The sequence below is a fragment of the Elstera cyanobacteriorum genome, from assembly GCF_002251735.1.
GTDB lineage: Bacteria > Pseudomonadota > Alphaproteobacteria > Elsterales > Elsteraceae > Elstera > Elstera cyanobacteriorum.
The window spans coordinates 329,334-350,886 of sequence record NZ_NOXS01000031.1; the positions used below are offsets into that span (position 1 = coordinate 329,334).

The 21,553-nt window shown below is 62.7% G+C and carries 16 protein-coding genes; 12 read left to right on the forward strand and 4 right to left on the reverse strand.

Annotated features, from left to right (window positions below; genetic code table 11):
* Nucleotides 1–70 precede the first annotated feature (70 nt).
* From gltB to CHR90_RS08900, 6 genes are all read left to right on the forward strand, one after another.
* Entirely contained in the window at nt 71–4,633 is a 4,563-nt protein-coding gene (gltB, locus tag CHR90_RS08875; protein WP_094408622.1) for a glutamate synthase large subunit, read from the forward strand.
* A 155-nt stretch (nt 4,634–4,788) separates the two neighbouring features.
* Nucleotides 4,789–5,568 (forward strand): DeoR/GlpR family DNA-binding transcription regulator, encoded by a 780-nt coding sequence (locus CHR90_RS08880; protein ID WP_094408623.1) that lies wholly within the window; start codon nt 4,789–4,791, stop codon nt 5,566–5,568.
* Nucleotides 5,569–5,639: 71 nt separating this feature from the next.
* The gene (locus tag CHR90_RS08885; protein WP_094408624.1) at nt 5,640–6,380 is read left to right on the forward strand and encodes a metallophosphoesterase family protein; all 741 of its coding nucleotides are present in this window, start codon (nt 5,640–5,642) and stop codon (nt 6,378–6,380) included.
* A 1-nt stretch (nt 6,381) separates the two neighbouring features.
* Nucleotides 6,382–7,791, forward strand: coding sequence for a serine/threonine protein kinase (locus CHR90_RS08890; RefSeq protein WP_094408625.1), 1,410 nt, complete (start codon nt 6,382–6,384; stop codon nt 7,789–7,791).
* A gap of 55 nt (nt 7,792–7,846) precedes the next feature.
* A complete protein-coding gene (locus CHR90_RS08895; protein ID WP_094408626.1) occupies nt 7,847–8,224 on the forward strand; it encodes a hypothetical protein in 378 nt (125 codons plus the stop codon).
* Between the two features lie 34 nt (nt 8,225–8,258).
* Nucleotides 8,259–8,738, forward strand: a complete 480-nt coding sequence (locus tag CHR90_RS08900; protein ID WP_094408627.1) for a copper chaperone PCu(A)C — start codon at nt 8,259–8,261, stop codon at nt 8,736–8,738.
* Nucleotides 8,739–8,930: 192 nt separating this feature from the next.
* On the opposite strand, the gene CHR90_RS08905 is transcribed toward CHR90_RS08900, so the two are convergent.
* Nucleotides 8,931–9,536 carry a polysaccharide biosynthesis/export family protein gene (locus CHR90_RS08905; RefSeq protein WP_094408685.1) on the reverse strand — a complete coding sequence of 202 codons (606 nt, stop codon included), beginning with the start codon at nt 9,534–9,536 and terminating at the stop codon, nt 8,931–8,933.
* Nucleotides 9,537–9,706: 170 nt separating this feature from the next.
* Between CHR90_RS08905 and CHR90_RS08910 the strand changes: the two genes are divergently transcribed.
* The 4 genes from CHR90_RS08910 (at nt 9,707) to CHR90_RS08925 (ending at nt 14,951) form a co-directional block, all read left to right on the forward strand.
* The gene (locus CHR90_RS08910) at nt 9,707–10,516 is read left to right on the forward strand and encodes a metallophosphoesterase family protein (protein WP_094408628.1); all 810 of its coding nucleotides are present in this window, start codon (nt 9,707–9,709) and stop codon (nt 10,514–10,516) included.
* Nucleotides 10,517–10,630: 114 nt separating this feature from the next.
* Complete coding sequence (locus tag CHR90_RS08915) at nt 10,631–11,971, forward strand: outer membrane beta-barrel protein (RefSeq protein ID WP_094408629.1); 1,341 nt, start codon at nt 10,631–10,633, stop codon at nt 11,969–11,971.
* Between the two features lie 102 nt (nt 11,972–12,073).
* Nucleotides 12,074–14,257, forward strand: coding sequence for a GumC family protein (locus tag CHR90_RS08920; protein WP_229671545.1), 2,184 nt, complete (start codon nt 12,074–12,076; stop codon nt 14,255–14,257).
* Nucleotides 14,235–14,951, forward strand: coding sequence for a hypothetical protein (locus CHR90_RS08925; RefSeq protein ID WP_094408630.1), 717 nt, complete (start codon nt 14,235–14,237; stop codon nt 14,949–14,951). The genes CHR90_RS08920 and CHR90_RS08925 overlap by 23 nt, the downstream gene beginning before the upstream one ends.
* Here CHR90_RS08925 and CHR90_RS08930 read toward each other — a convergent pair.
* From CHR90_RS08930 to CHR90_RS08940, 3 genes are all read right to left on the reverse strand, one after another.
* Nucleotides 14,914–16,326, reverse strand: a complete 1,413-nt coding sequence (locus tag CHR90_RS08930) for an O-antigen ligase family protein (RefSeq protein ID WP_170941353.1) — start codon at nt 16,324–16,326, stop codon at nt 14,914–14,916. The two genes, CHR90_RS08925 and CHR90_RS08930, sit on opposite strands and share 38 nt — an antisense overlap.
* A gap of 157 nt (nt 16,327–16,483) precedes the next feature.
* A complete protein-coding gene (locus CHR90_RS08935) occupies nt 16,484–17,683 on the reverse strand; it encodes a nucleotidyltransferase domain-containing protein (protein WP_141210913.1) in 1,200 nt (399 codons plus the stop codon).
* Nucleotides 17,680–18,909, reverse strand: a complete 1,230-nt coding sequence (locus CHR90_RS08940) for a glycosyltransferase family 4 protein (RefSeq protein WP_094408633.1) — start codon at nt 18,907–18,909, stop codon at nt 17,680–17,682. The genes CHR90_RS08935 and CHR90_RS08940 overlap by 4 nt, the downstream gene beginning before the upstream one ends.
* Nucleotides 18,910–19,074: 165 nt before the next feature.
* On the opposite strand from CHR90_RS08940, the gene wbaP reads away from it, so the two are divergent.
* Both wbaP and CHR90_RS08950 read left to right on the forward strand, forming a co-directional pair.
* Entirely contained in the window at nt 19,075–20,538 is a 1,464-nt protein-coding gene (wbaP, locus tag CHR90_RS08945; protein ID WP_094408634.1) for an undecaprenyl-phosphate galactose phosphotransferase WbaP, read from the forward strand.
* Nucleotides 20,535–21,521: a GHMP family kinase ATP-binding protein gene (locus CHR90_RS08950; protein WP_094408635.1), complete on the forward strand. Its 987-nt coding sequence runs from the start codon at nt 20,535–20,537 to the stop codon at nt 21,519–21,521. Before wbaP ends, CHR90_RS08950 begins: the two co-directional genes overlap by 4 nt.
* The last annotated feature ends 32 nt before the right edge of the window (nt 21,522–21,553 follow it).

Genomic DNA, 21,553 nt, shown 5'->3' on the forward strand with positions numbered 1-21,553 from the left:
AGTCGGCCGATGACCGGCATCCAGATGTTTGAAGAACCGTGGAATGCGGTGAGCGGGAAAGGGTAGAGCTATGACGGATCAGAAGAAAACCGAGATCATCGAATCGGGCGAAGCCTTTACCGCTGCCTATGCCCGCAATCAGGCCCATCTGACCGCGACGGGGATGTATCATCCGTCCGAAGAGCATGACGCGTGCGGCGTCGGCTTTGTGGCGGCCATCGACGGCAAGCCGACGCGCGCCGTGGTGGAAGCCGCTATTCAGGCGCTGAAGTCGATTTGGCATCGCGGCGCGGTCGATGCCGACGGCAAGACCGGCGACGGTGCGGGTATCCATCTTCAGGTGCCGCAGACCTTCTTCCTCGATTACGTTCGCCAGATCGGCCATCCGGCGCGGGAGAATGAGAAGCTGGCAGTCGGCATGGTCTTCCTGCCGCGTACCGATTTGGATGCGCAGGAACGCTGCCGCTGCATCGTCGAAGCCGAAATCCTGAACTTCGGCTATACCATTCACGGCTGGCGCCAGGTGCCGGTGAACGTCGATATTTGCGGTGAAAAGGCCAATGCCTCGCGCCCGGAAATCGAACAGATCATCATCGCCAACCCGCGCGGCGTGAACGAAAGCCAGTTCGAAAACGATCTGTTCGTCATTCGCCGCCGCATTGAAAAGCGGGTAGCCGAGGCGCGGATCAACGATTTCTACATCTGTTCGTTGTCCTGCCGGTCGATCATCTACAAGGGCATGTTCCTGGCCGAACAATGCACCGCCTTCTATCCCGACCTGCTGGACCCGCGGTTTATCTCGAATTTTGCGATTTACCATCAGCGCTATTCGACCAATACTTTCCCGACGTGGCGCCTGGCCCAGCCGTTCCGCGTGCTGGCGCACAACGGCGAAATCAACACGCTGCGCGGCAATGTCAATTGGATGGCCTGCCACGAACCGCGCATGGCGAGCGACGTGTTCGGCGATCTGATGGAAGATATTAAGCCGATCGTGCAGCCCGGCAGCTCCGATTCGGCGGCGCTCGATAGCGTGTTCGAAGTGCTGATTCGCGGTGGCCGTCCGCTGCCGATGGTGAAAACCCTGTGCGTGCCGGAAGCCTGGAACCCCGACGAAGGCACGACGCCCGATAGCTGGCGCGACCTATATTCCTACTGCAATAGCGTGATGGAACCCTGGGATGGTCCGGCGGCGCTGGCCGCTTATGACGGGCGTTGGGTGCTGGGCGGCATGGATCGTAACGGTCTGCGCCCGATGCGCTACGTCATCACCGGCGACGGTCTGCTGATTGCCGGGTCGGAAGCCGGGATGGTCAAGGTCGATGAACAGACGGTGCTGGAAAAGGGCCGCCTGGGGCCGGGGATGATGATCGGCGTCGATCTGCAGCGTGGGCGCGTGTTCCACGATGCGGAGATTAAGGACGAGCTGGCGTCGCGCAAGCCGTTCGGGCGCTGGGTGCAGCAGATCACCCGCATCGATGGTATCATTAAAGGTCATTCCCTGCCGGTCGAACGGCTGGACCGCGATACGCTGCGCCGCCAGCAGATCGCCGTTGGCTGGACCACGGAAGACCTGGAACTAATCCTGCACCCGATGGTGGAGGACGCCAAGGAAGCCGTCGGCTCGATGGGCGACGATACGCCGCTCGCGGTGCTGTCGGGCCAATATCGGCCGCTGTCGCACTATTTCCGCCAGAACTTCAGCCAGGTCACCAATCCGCCCATCGATTCGCTGCGCGAACGCCGGGTGATGACGATCCGCACGCGCCTCGGCAACCTCGGCAACATCCTCGAAGAAGATGAAAGCCAGTGCCATCTGCTGCAGCTCGACAGCCCGATTCTGTCCACGGCGGAATTCCTGGCGATGCGCGCTTATATGGCCGATACCGCCGCTGAAGTGGACTGCACCTTCGACCCCAAGGGCGGCGAGTTCGCCCTGCGCGATGCGCTGAAGCGCGTTCAGCGTGAGGCCGAAGACGCGGTGCGTGCCGGCTGCACCCATCTGGTGCTGACCGATGCGGCCATCAGCCAAGGCCGGGCGCCGCTGCCGATGATCCTGGCGGCGGGCGGTGTTCATAGCCACCTTGTGCGGCAGAACCTGCGCACCTTTACCTCGCTGAACGTCCGCTCGGCGGAATGCTTGGATGTGCATTATTGCGCGGTGTTGATCGGCGTCGGCGCGACGACGATCAACGCCTATCTGGCGGAAGAAGCCATCGCCGACCGTCACGCGCGCGGCCTGTTCGGCACCTTGCCGCTCGAAGACTGCATTAAGCGCTTTAAGAAGGCCATCGACGACGGGCTGCTGAAGATCCTGTCCAAGATGGGCATTTCGGTGCTGTCGTCCTATCGCGGCGGCTATAATTTCGAAGCGATTGGCCTGTCGCGCACCCTGGTGGCGGAATTCTTCCCCGGCATGACCAGCCGTATTTCCGGCCTGGGGATGAGCGGTATTCAAGAAGAGGTGACCGGCCAGCACGCCAAAGCGTTCCAGGGCGATGCGGCCGTGCTGCCCATCGGCGGCTTCTACCGCTATCGCCGCAAGGGCGAAACCCACGCCTGGACGGCGGACCTGATCCATATGCTGCAAACGGCGGTCGCCACCGACAGCTATGCGACCTACAAGAAATATTCCGACGCGACCCGCAAGCTGCCGCCGATTGCCCTGCGCGATCTCCTAGACTTCAAGGGCGGCCGCAATGCCGTTCCGCAGGAAGAAGTGGAATCGATCACCCAGATTCGCCAGCGCTTTGTCACGCCGGGCATGTCCCTGGGCGCGCTTGGGCCGGAAGCCCACCGCACGCTCGGGATCGCCATGAACCGCATCGGGGCGAAGTCCGATAGCGGTGAAGGCGGGGAAGATTCGAAGTACTTCAAGCCGCTGCCGAACGGCGACAACGCCAATTCGGCGATCAAGCAGGTGGCGTCGGGCCGCTTCGGCGTGACGGCGGATTACCTCGTCAACTGCCGCGAGCTTGAAATCAAGGTTGCCCAGGGCGCGAAGCCCGGCGAAGGCGGGCAGTTGCCCGGCTTCAAGGTGACCGAGATGATCGCCCGCCTGCGTCATTCCACCCCCGGCGTGATGCTAATCTCGCCGCCGCCGCACCATGACATCTATTCGATCGAAGATTTGGCGCAGCTCATTTACGACCTGAAGCAGATCAACCCGAACTGCATGGTCTGCGTGAAGCTGGTCGCCCGCTCCGGCATCGGTACGATTGCGGCAGGTGTGGCTAAGGCTAAGGCGGATATCATCCTGATCTCGGGCCAGGTCGGCGGGACGGGTGCCAGCCCGCAAACCTCGATTAAATTCGCGGGCGCCCCGTGGGAAATGGGCCTCTCCGAAGTCCATCAGGTGCTGACCCTCAACCGGCTGCGGCATCGCATCCGTCTGCGCACCGACGGCGGCATCAAGACCGGGCGCGATGTGGTCATCGCGGCGATGCTCGGGGCCGAAGAATTCGGCGTCGGTACGGCGTCGCTGGTGGCGATGGGCTGCATCATGGTCCGCCAGTGCCATAGCAATACCTGCCCGGTCGGCGTCTGCACCCAAGACGAAGCCCTGCGCGCTAAATACGATGGCTCGCCGGAAAAAGTGGTGAACCTCTTCAGCTTCATCGCCGAAGAAGTTCGCGAAATCTTGGCCGACCTCGGCGTGCGCTCGCTGAATGAAATCATTGGGCGGACGGATCTGCTAAGCCAGGTCAGCCGTGGCGCCCATACGCTCGATGATCTCGATCTCAACCCGCTGCTGGCCCAGGCCGATCCGGGCGAATATCCGCGCTATTGCACGCTGGAAGGCCGCAACGAGGTGCCGGATACGCTGGATGCGCAGATCGTCAAGGATGCCCATCCGGTGTTCGAGGCGGGTGAGAAGATGCAGCTCACCTACAACATCCGCAACACCTACCGCGCTATCGGTACCCGCCTGTCGTATCATTTGACCAAGCAGTTCGGCATGACCGGGCTGAACCATGATCACGTCACCGTGCGCTTGCGCGGCTCGGCGGGTCAGTCCTTGGGGGCCTTTGCGGTGCAAGGGCTGACGCTGGAAGTTTTCGGCGATGCCAATGACTATGTGGGTAAGGGCCTGTCGGGCGGGCGTATCATCGTGCGTCCAATGACTGCCAGCCCGCTGGTGACGAACCGCAATACGATCATTGGGAACACGGTGCTCTACGGCGCGACGGCGGGCCAATTGTTCGCGGCGGGGCAGGCGGGTGAACGCTTTGCCGTGCGCAACTCCGGCGCCCAAGTGGTCGTCGAAGGCTGCGGATCGAACGGTTGCGAGTATATGACCGGCGGTACGGCGGTTATTCTCGGCGCGGTCGGCGATAATTTCGGTGCAGGCATGACCGGCGGCATGGCCTTCGTCTACGACGAAGACGATAGCTTCCGGCATCGCATCAACCCCGAAACCGTGCTGCATCACCGCGTCGACGTGCCCCATTGGGAAAACATCCTGCGCGATCTGATCGAACAGCATGTTCAGGCTACGGGGTCGAAGTGGGCGATGAGCTTGCTGGCCGATTGGGATCGTCAGATCGGTCATTTCTGGCAGGTGGTGCCGCGTGAAATGATTGGCCGTCTGCAAGTCCCGACGCAATTGGCGGCCGCCAGCGCCGCCGAATAAGCGCTATCCGATAAGTTTCCCCTGCGGGCGAGACCTATGTGCTCGCCCGTCTTTTTTGGGGGACATCTATCGCAGCGGGACTTTTAGGCGCTCTTGATTCAAATCATGGCTGGTGTGCCCCCCTTGGCCCCATGTTAGGGAAAAGGGGGACTGCCATGCACGAACAAGAACGAGCGCAATTGATCCTCAAGCTGACGCGCGAAAGGGTGGTGGTTCCCGTGCGCGAGTTGATCGCCCGCACGGGCGTTTCCAGCGCTACGATCCGCCGCGATTTGACCGAGCTTGCCGATGCGGGGTTGATCCGCCGGGTTCACGGCGGGGTGCAGTCCTTGGATGCGGCGGATTTCGCCCCCCGCGTCCCGCAAGCGCCCGTGCCGGTACCCGGCCATGATCCGCGTAAAACGGCGATTGCTCGCGCGGCGGTCGATCTTTGTGAGGATGGCGAGGCGATTATCATCAGCGCGGGGGCGACGGCCTACCAGATGGTGGAGCCGCTGATTCACCGGCGTCTGCATATCCTCACCAACTCCTTCCCCATTGCCAGCGCCCTGCTGGCGGCGAGCACGGAAAGCCGGGTGGTGCTGCCGGGTGGCGAAGTGTATCCCGAACAGGGGATCGTTCTCTCGCCGTTTGAAGACGATGCGGTTCAGCATTATTCCGCCTCCAAACTTTTCATGAGCTGCTATGGCCTGTCGCCTATGGGAGTGATCGAGGCCGATCCGCTGATCGCCCGCGCCAATCTAAAGCTGCTGAAGCGCGCGCAGGATGTGATCCTGATGGTCGTGGGGTCGAAGTTCGAGAACCGCGGGTCGATCAGCCTGTGCCCGCTCGACCGGCTGCGCATGGTGATTACCGATCCCAGCGCGCCCCCGCCGGCGTTGGACGGGTTGCGGGCGGCCGGGGTTGAGGTGCGGGTCGTCCAACCGGTCGGATAATCGCCGCAGGGCGGCTATACTACGCCAAAACCCCCGGGGGCTTATCATCGGGGGACGGCGGGGAGGACCAGATGCTGATCGCGCTGATGACCGATCTTCACAGCAACCGGGAAGCGTTCAGCGCCTGCCTTGCGCATGCGCGGGCGCGTGGGGCTGATCGGTTCGTTTTTCTCGGCGATTACGTCGGCTATGGCGCCGATCCGCTGTGGGTCGTGCAGACCGTGGCGGCGCTGGTGGCCGAGGGCGCCATTGCCGTGCGCGGTAATCATGATGAGGCCGCCCTGGGCCGCAACGACCGGATGAACGAAGCGGCGCAAGCAGCGATTCGCTGGACGATCCCGCAGCTTGATACGGCGGCGCTGGCGTTTCTCGCTGGGTTACCGTTAACCGTGCCCGATGATGATCGGCTCTATGTTCATGCCGATGCCTCGGCGCCGGAGCGTTGGCGCTACGTGACCGATGCGCTGACCGCCCGCACCAGTCTGGAAGGCACGGCAGCCCGGCTGGTCTTCTCGGGCCATGTCCACGAACCCTGCGTCTATAGCCTCTCGTCGCTGGATAAGATCACACGCTTCATTCCGTCCGCCGGGGTGCCGGTGCCCTTGCTGCCGCCCCGCCGTTGGCTGGGGCTAATCGGCTCGGTCGGTCAACCGCGCGACGGCAACCCGGCGGCGGCCTATGCGCTCTATGATACCCGCACGGCGATGCTGACCGCACAGCGGGTTCCTTACGACATCGCAACGGCGGCAGCGAAAATCCGTGCGGCGGGGCTGCCCGCCTTGCTGGCTGACCGTCTGTTCCGGGGGCACTAAGATGGTTCTGAAATTTGAACCCGGGCGCGTCATCGACGGGTTTACAATCGAAGCCCAACTGCATCGTGGCGGTATGGCGGTACTCTGGGCGGTTCGGCCGCCGACGGGGGAGCCGCCGCTGATCATGAAAGTACCGATCCTGTCGGAAGGTGAAGACCCGGCGGCCATCGTCAGTTTCGAAATGGAACAGATGATCCTGCCGCGCCTCACTGGCCCCCATGTGCCAAAGTTCATCGCGCGGGGGGAGGTGAGTGGCATCCCCTATCTGGTGATGGAGCGGATCGAGGGCCGCCCCGTGCTCGACCGGTTGCCCGACTTGCCATTGCCAGTGGCGGAAGTTGCCGATCTCGGCGCCCGCATTGCCCAGGCGCTGCACGCTTTGCACCGGCAGGATGTTATCCATCTCGACGTGAAACCATCGAACCTGATGGAACGCCCCTCCGGCGAGATGGTGTTGATCGACTTCGGCCTGTCGGCCCATCTGCATTTGCCCGATTTGATGGCCGAAGAATTTCGGCTGCCCTATGGCACCGCCCCCTATATGGCGCCGGAACAGGTACTGGGGCAGCGGCGCGATGCGCGGTCGGATATTTTCGCCCTGGGGGCGCTGCTCTATTTCTTCCTGACCAATGTGCGGCCCTTCGGCGATCCGCAAACCTTGAAAGGCCTTAAGAAACGCTTGTGGCGCGATCCGGTCCCCCCGCGCAAACTGCGCCCCGACTGCCCGCCCTGGCTGCAAGAGATTATCCTGCGCTGCCTCTCCGTCGATCCGAAGGATCGGCACCCAACGGCGGCGCAATTGGCGTTGGATCTGCGCGCGCCGGAACAAATGCCGCTGACCGCCCGCGCCGAGCGGCTGGCGCAAGATGGGGGTCTCACCGTCTGGCGGCGCCGGATGCGGCAGGATACGCTGCTGACAGTATCGCGCGATTATCGCAGCGAGGCGCCGATTATTTTGGTGGCCATCGACCCCGCCACCCAATCGGACGCCGTGGCGGATGCCATGCGCGCCACCGTTCGGCAAGTTCTGGGGGCGCTACCGCACGCGCGGCTTGCCTGCGTCAACGTCCTGAAGCTCAACCGTCTGGGGCTGGATACGACGCTGGATGAAACCGGCACGAACAAACATATGCAACGGTTGCTCGACCTTGGCCATTGGGCGCGGCCCCTGGGGTTGGGGGAGGCACGGGTGACGTTTCACGTGTTGGAGGCCCTATCCCCCGCGGCGGCGATCCTCGATTTTGCGCGGGCCAATCACATCGACCATATCGTGATGAGTGCGCGGGCACGCTCCACCCTGCGCTCCATGCTCGGCAGCGTTTCGGCGGAAGTCGCTGCGGAAGCCCCCTGCACGGTTACGGTCGTTCGGCCCGGACATGACGGCGAGGGGCACGAGGGGACGCCCTCTTGACCCCGCTCCGTGAAGCGCCTTGTATGTTCGTCCTTTGCCGCCGTGTCGGACCATAATGCGTTTTACCCCAAAACCGTTGCTCTTTGCCCTCTTGGGGGCGCTGCTGCTGCTTCAGCCGCTCGCCGGGATGGAGGGTGGCCGGGTGACGGCGGCGGGGCAGGCGGAACGCGCCCTGATCCAATGGCTCGGCGGGCCGGTCGCCCTCTGCCGCGCGGGGGAGGGCGAGGCACCGCGCGACGGGGGGGACAGCCTGTGCCACCCCTGTTGCCCGCCTGGGGCCGCACGTGGCCCGGTTCTCTTGCCGTCCGGGCCGGTTTTGCCCCGACCGGATGCGCAGATGTTTCGCTATGTCGCCCGGCTGGGCGGGGCCGAACCGGGGTTGCCGATGCGCCAGGGGCCGCAGCAGCCGCGCGCCCCGCCGCAACGGGCATGAGAACCCTTCTTTTCCATCTTATTACGAGGTTCCCATGTCCTTATCCTTTCTCCGCGCGGCCCTGCTGGGGCTGACGCTAGCTGCCGGTGCGGCAGAGGCCCATGACTTCAAAGCCGGGCCGATTACCATCAATCACCCCTTCGCCCGCGCTACCACCAGTTCGATGAGCAATGGCGCCGCCTATATGGTGTTGACCAATACCGGCGCTGCCGCCGACCGGCTGCTGTCTGCCGCTGCCCCGGTGGCCGAGCGGGTAGAGCTTCATATGAATGTGAAGAAAGATACGGTCGTTGAGATGCATCACATCGGTGCGCTCGATCTGCAGCCGGGACAGAAGGCCGAGTTAAGCCCGGCGGGCACGTTTCATCTGATGCTGATGGGACTGAAGCAGCCGTTGAAGCTGGGGAGCAGCTTTCCCTTAACGCTGACCTTCGAGAAGGCTGGGGCGGTGACCGTTACGGTGACGGTGGAGCGCGCCGGATCAACCGGCCCCGCCGCCGGTCAGCACCATTAGAGCGCTTTCCGTTCGCTTTGGCTCACGACAAGCGCTCTAACCTTTTATTTTATAAGCAAATGCGTCGTCGCGGGTGTCTGCGCGTTTTACGCGCAAAGCGCATCGGGCACCCGCTCGGGATTTGCTCTAAATCAGCAGCCCGCCCCCGAGGATCAGATCGTCGGGGGCGGGCAGGTGCTTTGAACCGTTCGCTTAGAAATTGCGTTCCAAGACGCGGACGATATCGCCCGGCAGGATCGGGGTGCGTTCGTTGGCGCGGAATTCCTGCTGCTTGCCGCCAGAGGTGCGGACCAAAACAACCTCGCCCTGACGGCCCCGGTAATCATAGCCCCCAGCGCGCGCAATCGCCGACAAAACGGTCATGCCCATCGCATAGGGAAACTCACCCGGCGCACGGACTTCGCCCATCACATAAAAGGGATTGAAGGTCAGCACTTCCACCGTCACGCGCGGCTCCAGCAGATAGCCGTCGCGCTTCATCCGTTCTTCCAGCCGTTCGGCCAAACCGCGCGCGGTCACCCCAGTAGACGGGACCGAGCCGATGAGCGGCAGGGTCAGCGCGCCGCCTGGATCGAGCTGGAAATCGCCGGATAAGTTGGGCTGATTGAACACGGTGACGCGGATGCGGTTTCCCGGCTCCAGCACATAGGTTTCGGCAGGATTGGCGATGGTCGCCGGGGCCTGATCGCCCGGCAGCGAAATACCGCCGCCGCAGGCGGTCAGCAGCCCCAGGCTGGCAGCAGCGGCCAAGGCGATAAAACGGTTGCGGGCGGGGGTTGGCTTCCGAATAGGGTCCATTGCCTTTTCACCTTTTTTGCTCACGGCGGAGTCTCGCCCCTTATTAGAGGGAGGGAGAGGATGCCGTTGGGGTACCTTTCAGCATGCGGTGATGCTACAAGTTTTTTAACGCCCGGTGGTTTTAAAAATATGGCGACCAGAGAGTTTTGCACAGAGAAAGGGCGAGGGGGATGGTTCTGCGCGCTGGGTTTCTTGCCCGTCTGCGTCAACGGTTCGGGGGCGCGACGGCAGCCCTCGACAGCCGTTCGGAACCGGGTTCGGGGGCGCTGATCTATGCCATTGGGGATATTCACGGCTGCGCCCGGGAACTGGATGATCTGCACGCAAAGATTGCGGCTGATGCGGTGCAGCGCCTGAGGGTGTTAGCCAGGCCCGTCACGCTCGTTTACGTCGGCGATTATATCGACCGGGGGCCGGATAGCGCCGGGGTGATTGACCGCTTGCTGGCGCCGCCACCGGTTAGCGGTGCCGAGCGGATCTTTCTGCGCGGTAATCACGAAGACGCGATGCTAACCTTCCTCGCCGATCCCGAGGCGGGGGCCGAGTGGCTGGATTATGGCGGGCTTGAAACCTTAAGCAGCTATGGCGTCAGCCCCGGCGGTGGGCCCTTGTGGCGGCACAAACTCTCGGAAGGATTGGCCGCCCGGCTTCCTGCGCCCCATAGGCAGTTTCTGGAAACCCTGCGCGACCGATGGAGCCACGGGGGCTATGGGTTCGTCCACGCCGGGATTCGCCCCGGATTGGCGTGGGAGGCCCAGAAGACCGACGATCTTCTCTGGATTCGCGAACCATTTTTATCGAGCCGCACCCGGTTTGATCGCAAGATTGTCCACGGGCATACGATTACCGACCGGCCCGATGTGCGCCCGAACCGGGTTGGGATCGATACGGGCGCCTATCATTCCGGTATCCTAACCGCCTTGGTAATCGATGATGCCACGGAGGCATTTTTGCAGACGGGGGCGCCTGCAGCGTCATAAAATGGCGTTTTTCCCAGGATCGGTGTGTTTCCTGGCTTGTTTTTCAGGTCGGACCGCCGCACAACATCTGGTTATGTCAATCAAGGGTTAACCCCTTTTGGGGAGAGTGGTGAGATGATGCGACTGCTGAAATTGGGTACCTGGCGGCAAAGCAGTGTCATCGGTCTGTCGGTGCTCATGTCGTGCACGGCGCTGGCTCAGATGCCGACCCGTCCTGATACCTCGCCGGGGCAAGATCCGCGCCGGGCGGGGGGGGCAAAAATCACCACCGATCCCAACCCGCCGACCAATATCAGGGAAAGCGACGATACCGAACAACTCGCGGATCGGTATCAGCCGAAGGGCATTACCCTCGGTAAGTTCCTGCTGTTGCCAAAAGTTGAAATCGATCAGACTTATAACGATAATATCTATGCGACCCAGCATAATACGAAGGGTGATTTTATTACGGTCGTTCGGCCGGAGGCGACGCTTCGGTTGAAAGAGCCAAATTACACTTGGAACACCAATGTTCAAGCTGAGCTTAATCAATATTGGAAATATACCGACGATAACAATGTTCAAGGCCGTTTTTTGACGGATGGTCTCTATGAGATCAACCGTGATCTTGAGGTGAGCGGGAGCTATAATTTTTCGGCTCTTGTCGAGGATCGCGGGGCCGACGATGCGGTGCAGGGCAAAGAGCCGACAAAACTGTGGATGAACGATGGGCGGCTGGGCGGCAAGGTGCGCCAAGGCCGCTACACATTCGGTTTGGATGCGGGCGTTACCAGTTATTCCTACGACAACGTCCCGACGACGGTCGGCACCATCGATAATTCCGACCGCGACCGGACCCAGTTTCTTGTTTCGGGCCGGGCTTCTTATGAAATCTTCCCAGGCTATGCGGCGGTTCTCGCGGCGTCGGTGAACCAGCGCGACTATGATCGCGCAACTGACCGCGCGGGCTATAACCGCGACAGCAAAGGCTATCGCATCGAAGGCGGTATCGGCGTCGATCTCGCCGAGACCATTCGCGGCGATTTCTTGGTCGGCTATTTGTCGCAAGACTATAAGGACAAGCGCTTCCAAGATCCGGCAGGGCTGGCGTTTAAGGCGTCGTTCAACTGGACGCCGTCGCGCCTGACCTTGGTCGTCCCCACTCTCGAACGGTCGATCCAGGAAACGACGGTCCTGAATGCCTCGGGGATGGTCCGCACCTCGGCGTCGGTCTTGGTCCGCCATGAATATGCCCGCAATATTCTGCTGACCGGTTTCGGCGGCATCTATTACGATGATTTTAAGGGCTTGAACCGCGACTCGGTGCTGTACGAGCTGCGGGGGCGCGTTACCTATGCCTTCAATGAAAATGTCTTCGTCAGCGCCGAGCTTGCGCACCGGACGAAGGACTCGGAGTTGACGGCGCGTAGCTTCAGCCAGAACTTCATCGGGTTGCGCCTTGGGTTGCAGATGTAGGGCTAAGGGGAAGTTTTCGTGTCTCAATCGGCTCAGCCGTTGCCGCCCGTTCCATCGTCCCCGATAGCCTCGGCCTTTCAGGGACGGGATACGATCCGTTGGGTGCGGGGCGTTATATGGCGGGGAAAGTTCCTGATCCTTGCCGTCCTGCTGCTGCTGTTGGTCCCGACCATTCTTTATTTGCAGCAGGTGACGCCGCTTTACACGGCGACGGCTGAAGTTCTGATCGAAAGCAGCGAGAATAACGATACGCTGTTGGATCGGAATAATCCCTATCGCCAACGCCTGAACGAGGCGGCGGTGATGACAGAGTCGGAGGTCTTGACCTCGACCCCCTTGGCGCTGCGGGTGATCGAGAAACTTGGTCTCGACAATGACCCGGAATATAACGCCAGACTGCGGAAACCCTCGGCCTTCGCGGGCTTCATGGCCGATGCGCTATCGCTGCAGTGGTTGCCGGAAGAGTGGCGCCCGGCGCCATCGGCCCCCACGGTCGAACTGTCCCAAGACGCGCAGGAGCGGATGGCGCAGGCCCGCATCATCCAGCGCTTTTTAAGCCGAGTCGATGTCCGCGCGTCCCGTCGTTCTTATGTCATCACTGTGGCCGTTTCCTCCGAAAACCGGGAAAAGGCCGCCCGCATCGCCAATATGCTGGTGGAATTCTATATTCTCGACCGGCTGGAAGTTGGTTTCCAGGAAACCCGCCGGGTGACCGGCTGGCTGTCGGAGCGGCTTGAAGGTCTGCGGCGCGATGTTGCGGTCGCCGAAGCTGCGGTCGAACAATATCGGATTGCCAATAATCTGCGCCGCAGTTCTGATCGGTCGGGGACGATTAACGAACAGCAGTTGAGCGAGATTAACTCCCGCCTCGTGCTCGCCCGGTCCGACCTGGCGCAGAAGCAGGCGCGGTTGGATCAAGTCCGGTCGCTGATCCGTCAGCGCGGCTCGGTCGAAACCTCGATCGATGTGCTGCAATCCCAGCTTATCCAGCGCCTGCGCGAACAGGAAGTGGCGCTGATCCGCGAAATGTCGGACGCGACCAAGACTTTCGGCGACCGTCACCCGCGCTTGATCGCTCTGCGCGCCGACCTCAATGAACTGCGCGCCAAAATCGCCTCGGAAGTTGAAAAAATCGGCACCTCGATCGCCAATGAGGTGGAGGTGGCGGCGGCCGGGGTGCGGACGCTGGAGCGCGAGTTGAGCCTGCTGCGCCGGACGTCCGATACGGCGGGGGAAGCCGAAATCCGGCTGCGCGAGTTGGAACGCGATGCGGCAACCAGCCGCGAGCTCTATCAATCCTTCTTGGCGCGCTTTAAACGCGATGCGGAACAGGACCGGATTCAGCGCGCCAATGCGCGGGTTTTATCCCCGGCCGAAATCCCGACCGCTCCCTCGTCGCCGCGGTCCCGCCTGATCACTTTTGCGGTGGTACTGCTCGGCCTCGGGGCAGGGGTTGCCCTGGTCTTCCTGCTTGATCATCTCGATAATGCCGTCCGCTCCACCAATGAGGCGGAGGATATCACCGGATTGCCGGTCTTTGCGGCGATTCCTGCCGCCCGGCGGCGGGGCGGACCGGCGGAGTTGCAGGTATTGAAGCGCCCCCGGTCGGGGTTGGCGGATGCGTTCCGAACCTTGCGCACGGCCTTAACCTTGTCTGGTACACCGGACGATAAGGTGATTATGGTCACCTCCTCGGTCCCGGAAGAGGGCAAGAGCTTCGTCGCGCTCAGTCTCGCCCGCCAATATAAGCGGGCCGATGGGCGCGTGCTGCTGATCGATGGCGATTTGCACCGTCCTCGGTTGCACAAGGCAATCAATGTCGATGGCGCGCGCGGCATGATGCAGTTGTTGAATGGGTCCGCGACCCTGGAAGAGCTGATCGTGCACGATACGGTCGGCGAGATCGATTTCCTGCCCGCCGGGCGCCTGGGCAGCGAGAAGCGCAAGGCCGACGAGCCGGTGATGGAACTGACCGCCGAGGCGTTGGACCGGGTGATGGAGATGCTGCGCGCGCGCTACGACCGCATCATTCTCGATACGCCGCCGGTGCTTGCCGTTGCCGATACCCGCGTGCTGGCAGGGGTGGCCGACCGGGTGCTCTATCTCGTGCGCTGGAACGCTACGCCGCGCCAAGCCGTGCGCACCGGTGTTCGGCTGCTGCGCGACGCCCGGGCGCAGCTTGCGGGCATCGTGCTATCGCGGGTCGATACCCGCCGCCACGCGCGCTATGGGTATGGGGACTATGGCCAATATTATGGGCGCTATGGCGGCTACTACGCAGACTGAGTCGAAGGGCCGCGCGGGCGGGGCCGGGGCGGCGGTTTTTGCCGTCGCCGTTGGCGGCCTGCTCGTTCTCGCCGGGGCCGCCCGACTTTGGACGGTTTGGCAGGCTGAACCGGCGCGGGTTGGCCTTGAGGCGGTTCAACGCTCCCCAGAGGCGCCGCGCCCCGCGCTATTGCTCGAGATCGCCCAGTCCCTGGCCGAAGCCGGGCGGCTGGGGCCAGTGATCGTACCGTGGGCGACCAGCGACCAGGGCGCTAGCCTAGAAGCCCTGATGCGCCTCTCGGCGGGGGATCCGGCGGCCTTGCCGACCCTTGAAGCGGCGTTGCGGACGGCGCCGGGCGATCCGAACGGATGGCTATGGCTTGCCCGCCTGCGCCTGAAGGACGGTAATGTGGCGGCGGCGGGGCAGGCGCTGCGGGTGTCGCTGCTGGCAGGGCAGGTCTTGCCGGAAAAGATGCGGGGGCGCCTGCGCTTAGCCTTGGACCTTTACCCGGCGCTGGACGCCGATACGCAGCAGTTGGTTCAGCGTCAGGTGCGGCTGGTGTGGGTAATGTATCCGCAGGATATCCCGGCGCTTTTGGCGGTGCAGGCCTATCGAACCGTGATTATCGAGGCCTTAGCCACGGCAACCGCCGCCGATGAACAGCAGTTCCGGCGGGTCAATCGCTTAGATCGCCCGCCGGTGCCGCAGCCGTAAACTCGCCGCTCGGCCAGGATTGCGCCATCCCAACCCCGGTCAGATAAGCGGCAAGGGCGGTGATCGCCGGGTTGGCGAGACTGAAATCAAACAAATTATGGGTGATCAGCAGCCCCGCCCCGGCGATAGCAAGGGCGGGGTGAATCTGGCTGCGCCGCCGCTGAACAAGGCCGATGCCACAGCGGATCAGGATCAGCAGGAGGGCCACCAGCCACAGCAGCGCCGCCGGAAGCCCCAATTCCATCGCCTGTTCAAGCGGCATGGAATGGGCGTAATCAAACAGCACGTCGCGATGCAGATCGGCGGACCGATAGGGTTTGAACGCGGCAAGATAGGCGCCGAAACCATGCCCAATCCACGGGGCGTCGAGGATGGCGTCGCTGGTCAGGCTGAACAGGGCGCCGCGCTCCCCCTCAAGCTCATTGCTCTCGGCGATCCGCTCCAATGTGGTTTCGCCACTGACCGCGACCAGCAGGGTACCGAGGCAGAGCATGCCCGAGAGCAACAAAACGGCCCAGCGGCGGGCGATCAGCCCGGCGGCAGCGGCGGCGAGAATAAGCAGCAGCATACTGATCGCCGTGGCCATAAAGCCCCCGCGCGAATGGCTGAGCAAGATCGCCGTCCCGAGCAGGATAACGCCCAAGATCGCCGTGCCTGCCTCGGTAATCAGGATCGAGACCCGGTCCCGCAGCCCCAGGCGCCCCTCGTCGGACGTGCGTCGCCCGCCGCTGGTTGCGCGGTAAAGCGCATGAATGGCAAGGGCAAGGCAGATCAGCAGCCCCAGCCCGGCGTAGGTGGCAAAGGCATTGCGGTTAACGAAAGTGGCGGTCAGATCGCCGAGATAGGCCCATTTCGGAAACCACAGGATCGCCTCAATCCCCGCGAAAAACAGCACGAGCCCGTACACTGCGTAGGCAACCGCAGCGCGGGCCAGCCAATGCAGGCCGAGATAGGCCCGTTCACGGTCGCGGCCCAGTTGGAGAGCCAGCCAGAAAACCCCGCCATAGGTCAGGCAGCGCTGAACAGCGCCCCAGGTCGCGGCGGGATCGAGCGAAATCGGCGCAGGGCGGACGGGCTGACCAAGGGCGACCGCCGCTTCCGCCCATAGCGGATGGGTCAGCGGGGCGGCAAAGGGGATTGCGGCTTGAACGGTGGCCCAGAGCAGCACGGCGCCTGCCGCCAGCAGCACCGGGGCAACCGCTGGGAACGGGACGGCGAGGCGCACCCGGCGGCGCAGCACCCCATAGCCCCAGGCGCACAGCAGCAGACCGACCAGCACGCTCAGCAGGCTCCAGGCCCAGGGCCGATGGCTACCAAACGGCAGCGGGGCCAGGCAGAGCAGCAGCAGCAGGGCGCGGAACAACCGGTCGGACATGCCTATCTCCGTTGGGGCGGCACTGGGCATATGCCCGCGCCACCGATAGCTAAGAACAGGGTTCGACAGTCCGGCCCCAGGTCTTTCGACAAAGCGAGCGGGATTACACAAAAATTATCCAGGGCCCGCAACAGGCTTTCCCGCGCGCCCCGGCCACTCACTGTGGGCGCCGGGGGTGGGTGCGTTTGCGTAGAACCATGCGCCGCAGCAGTAGGATCGGGCGGATCGCGATATAGGCCCACAGCAAATGCTTCGGAAGTTTGGCATCGATCACGTCGCCGATCCCGATGAAGTAATGTTTGATTTCGATCAGGAAGCCTTTGAGGCTCGGGCAAATCAGGAGATCGAGGAGCTTTTCGTGGAAGCGCTGTTTGGCCCAGGTCGCCAGATCAAGATCATCGGGCGTCATCGGGATGTCGATCAGATGGCGGATGCGCTGATCGATGCGCCCGGCAATCGCCCGCTGGTGCCAACGGATCGGCACGGGAATTGGTAGATCGACCTCGAACACGCTCTGCGCCAGTCGGGTGGTATGGGCCAGGGCCGGGATTAAATTATAGTGTTGGGCAAGTGCGAAAAGCGCCTTTCGGTCGGCGTCGTCTTGCAGCGCCACGGTAAGATCGACCAACCAGCGGGCGCGCCGCCAACCGTGCTTCAGACCATGCAAGGCCTGATACAAAATATGATGATGGCGCGCCAGCGTTGGCGCTTCCTGACTTTCCATCAAGATAACGGAAGAACGGTTTGCCCAAAGCTCGTCAAACGACCAGGGCAGCAGCGCCTGATTATCGAATAAACGCCAGTGAAGTTCGATACGAAGTTTGTTTGAGGTGTAAACTTGGTCCTTATTGATGAAGGATAGAGTTTCAACGTCTACGGGATAGGTTGGCGTAAACCCATTTTCGACCATCAGGTTGTGAGCGACAGTCTTCATGGCGGGGTCAACCAGGAAGTCGATATCCGACGACATGCGCAAATCGGCGCGGCCATAGAGCTGAAGGCTCAGCGCCTGGCCCTTCAGCACGAGGGCGCGGCACCCGGCGCGTGCAAAGAGGTCGAGAAGCCGCGCGGTCTCGGCGGCTTGGCGGAGTGCGCGGATGCTGACGCGGCGCTGGACCGCCTGCAATTCAGGCCATAGCGCTATGTCACCACTGGCGGCGACGGCCCAGGACAGCGCGGGGAGCAGCCGGTGTTTTTGCGCCAGTTTGATCATCGCAGGTCGGTCGATCTCGGTGAGCATCGCCGGGGTTAGCAGGGGTTTGCGGACCGGCCACAGCGCAACCCGGCGCAGGAAGTCGCCCTCTGGGCTGGCGGGCAGCACGGGGATAGGGGGAAGCGTCGCCGGTGTCTCGTTCACAATCGTCCCCGCGCCGATCCCAGAGTACTGCCGTCTCTATGCCGGACTTGGTTCAGAAATGCCATCATCCGTTGACCGATCCGGTCAATGTTACCGTGTTCGGCGGTGAAGGAAAGGCCCGCCGCCCGGCAGGCTAGCCGCAAGGCCGGATCGTCAAGCAACCGCCGGGCAGCGGCGAGAAACCCCGCCACATCATCCGGCCCGACGACGAGGCCCAACCCGTGGGTTCGGATGAGATGGGCGGCGTGATTATCGCTGGGGATTGCCGCCAGGATCGGTAACCCCGCCGCCGCATAGCTATAGACTTTCGATGGAATCGACATGCCGTTGGCGCTGGCGCACAGTTGCACGATGCCAATCTCGGCGCTGGCCAGCATTGCCGGAACCTGCGCGGCAGGTTGATAGTCGCGAAGCACGAGATGGGGCAGGGCACCGGCGGCCTTCAGCGCTTCCAGCCGGTCCCGGCCCGGCCCTTCGCTGACGACGACCAGCCGCACGCGGGGATCATCCGCCAAACCGGTCGCCAAATGGGCCAGAAGCTCGGGATCGTGCTTTTGCCCCAAAGTGCCTGCCGCGAGCAGGATGCGCGCGGTGCCAAGGCCCTGACCCTCGGCCCAGGCGGTGGGCGCGGGCGGGGTGGGGAGCGGGACGGCCCAGTTTTCCTGCACCAGCGTCTGCGGGTGCCGAACGCCCGCTGCGGCCAGATTGTCAACGAAGGTGGGGGCAATGGTGATCACGCCCGCCGCGCGCCGCATCGGGCCGAACTCCAGCCAGCGCAGGGCCGCCAGCGCCACCCCGGCGAGGGGGGCGGGCAGCGTGCCGACCATTGGGGCGGCGCCGAGGCTGAAAATATCCTGAACCCAGGGAACGAAGGGGATTTTCAGACGGCGGCTATGCCAGGCGGCCAGCGCTTGGGCGAGCGGCGGCGTATTCGCCGATAGGATCAGATCAGGTTGGAAAGCCGTGATGGCCGCCGCCAGTCCGCGCCCATAGCGCGCTTCGTCCCATAAGCGGCGGGGCAGGGAATAGCGGCGGAACGGGCGACCCAGAGCCACCGTATCGAAGGTCAGGCCCGCAGGATCATCGACGGTCCGGCTGGGCGCCCCCTTGGGGCCGATCAAGTCCCGGGCGCTCAGATGCAAGACCTCGTGCCCCTGCGCCGCAAACCAGCGGGCGAGGGGAATGATGAAGGCGTAGCAGCCAAAATCATGCACGAGGAGGCGCATGCGTCATCCTTCTATCGGGGCCTGCGCGGTGTCGAGAGGGGGAACGCGCAGGACCAGGGTAAAAAAACTGATCGTGATAGCCTGTCAATATCAGTAGTATGCGGCGCAGATTGTTTTCCCGCTGTGGGGTAGCCCTTTTAAAGACCAAAAATGATCAGGTAGGAAATGGATGATGCAAAACCTGGCGATGGGCGGATAGAGCCAGACCCTCGCTTTCGTTCCCGTTTACAAGTCGCCTATGGGCTTCGTCTTGCTATCGGTCTTGCATCCGATATTCTTGCATTTGTGTTAGCTTTCTTTTTGGCTTTGCTCGTCGGCGTTATCGTCAATCAACTCTTTTTAGAAAATACCTATGTAGACGGGATTACGGGAACCTTCGAGTGGCGTACCTTGCAGTTCACGGTCTTGGCGGCGGTGGCGCTCTTCGTTTTTTTTGTTCTTGGGCACTATCGCTTACCAGTGCCGGCCTGGACCGCCTATTGTCATGTTGTGCTGGTTTGCTTGATCCTGCTGCTGGCCGAGGGATTTTTGGTCTATGCCGCCAAATATCATCTCTCCCGGCTCTGGTTGGTGAATAGCTGGCTGCTGGCGACAGGGTTGATCCCGCTGGGCCGGGCGGTGACCCGGCGGATTTTGGATCGGATGGGCCTGTGGCGCATCCCGTCCCTCGTCGTCGGCACGGGGGAGGTGGCGGAACACGTCCGCCAAGTGTTCAGTGCCGATCCGGCGTTGGGGTATGAGATCGTCGGCGTCGTTGCCCCTGCCTCGATGGCGGCCCCGCAGGATGGCCAACTCTGGGGGCAACTTTGCGAAAAGCGCGGCGGGCGCTTTATTATCCTCGCTTTGTCGGCGGAGGAAACGATCGTCTACAGCGATCTGCTGGCCGATCTGGTGCGCGAACGGCTGCCCTTTGCGGTGGTGCCGTCCTTGGGTGGGTTGCCGATCCTGGGGTTCGATCAATTGAGCTTCATCGGCCAAGATTTCATGATGCTGGTGGCGAAGAATAACCTGGGGCAGCCGATCCGCCGCCGGGTGAAATTCGCCGCCGATCTGCTTATGGCCAGCGTGATGATGCTGGCGTGCCTGCCGCTGTTTGCGCTGTTTGCCTGGCTGATTTCCCGCGATGGTGGGCCGGTGCTGTTTCGGCACCGGCGCGTTGGGCAGCGGGGCAAACCCTTCGACTGTTTAAAATTCCGCACGATGGTCCCCGACGCCCAGCGGGTGCTGGAGGAGCATTTACGCCGCAACCCCGACGATGCGGCGGAATGGGAACAGAATTTCAAACTGCGCAATGATCCGCGCGTAACGCCCATTGGGCGGTTTTTGCGCTCTACCAGTCTTGATGAGCTGCCGCAGTTGATCAATGTGCTGCGCGGGGAAATGAGCCTCGTCGGCCCGCGCCCGATTACAGAAGCAGAACTCTCCTATTACGGGCGGGATGTCATGTTTTACCTAGAAATCCGACCCGGCATTACCGGTCTCTGGCAGGTCAGTGGGCGCAGCGATACGTCCTATGCCCAGCGGGTGATGTTCGATACTTGGTATGTAAAGAATTGGACCTTGTGGCACGATATTGCGATCTTGCTGAAGACCATCCCGGTGGTCTTCGGTCGCAAGGGTGCGCTATGAGCGGCAGCGTCACCGTCAGCCGAACGCCGTTTCGCATCTCTCTCTTCGGTGGGGGCACGGATTACCTGCCGTGGGTTCGCCGCTTTGGCGGGGCGGTGCTGGGGCTGGCCATCGATAAATATTGCTACATCCGCCTCGCCCCCCTGGAAGATGGCGAGACCGGCTATCGGATCCACTACGCCCGGCACGAGCAGGTTGAGGCAATCGCCGCCATCCAGCACCCGGCGGTGCGGGCGGTCTATGCCGATCAAAGCGTCGCGCCCGGCCTGATGATGGTACACGAGTCGGATCTGCCCGCCCGCTCCGGCCTTGGCTCCAGTTCGTCCTTCGTCGTCGGCCTTCTGCACGCGCTTAGGGCGCGGGCGGGGGCGCTCCCGGACCCGCAGTGGCTAGCGCGCGAGGCGATCCGCATCGAGCAGGATGTGATCGCCGAGAATGTTGGCTGTCAGGATCAGGTTTGGGCAGCCTATGGTGGGCTAAACCACATTCGCTTCGATCCCGCAGGCACGTTTTCCGTTGCGCCGGTGGCGCTGAGCCCGGCCCGGCGGGAGGCGCTTTGTGCGTCGATCCTGATGGTTTCCACCGGCCTCTCGCGCATCGCCTCCGATATCGCGGGACAGCAAATCCAGAATATCGACCAGCGAGAGGCGCAGTTGCATGGGATCGCCGCCTTGGTCGGGGAGGCCGCCGCCTGGCTTGCGGACGAGCATCTGCCCGTTCATCGGTTGGGTGAACTTTTGCACCACTCCTGGATGCTGAAACGACAACTCGCGACCGAAATTTCCAATCCGGTGATCGACGAAATCTATGCCGAAGCGATGGCGGCAGGCGCAACCGGCGGCAAACTTCTGGGGGCGGGAAAGGGCGGTTTTATGGTGTTTCTGATCGAGCCTGGGCAGCGGGCTGCCCTTGCCAACCGTCTCGCGCGGTTGCGGACCGTTACGGTCGGGATTGACGATATGGGCAGCACGGTTCTGTCGTAGGGCTGGCAACGCAGCGGGGGCCGGTGTAGTCA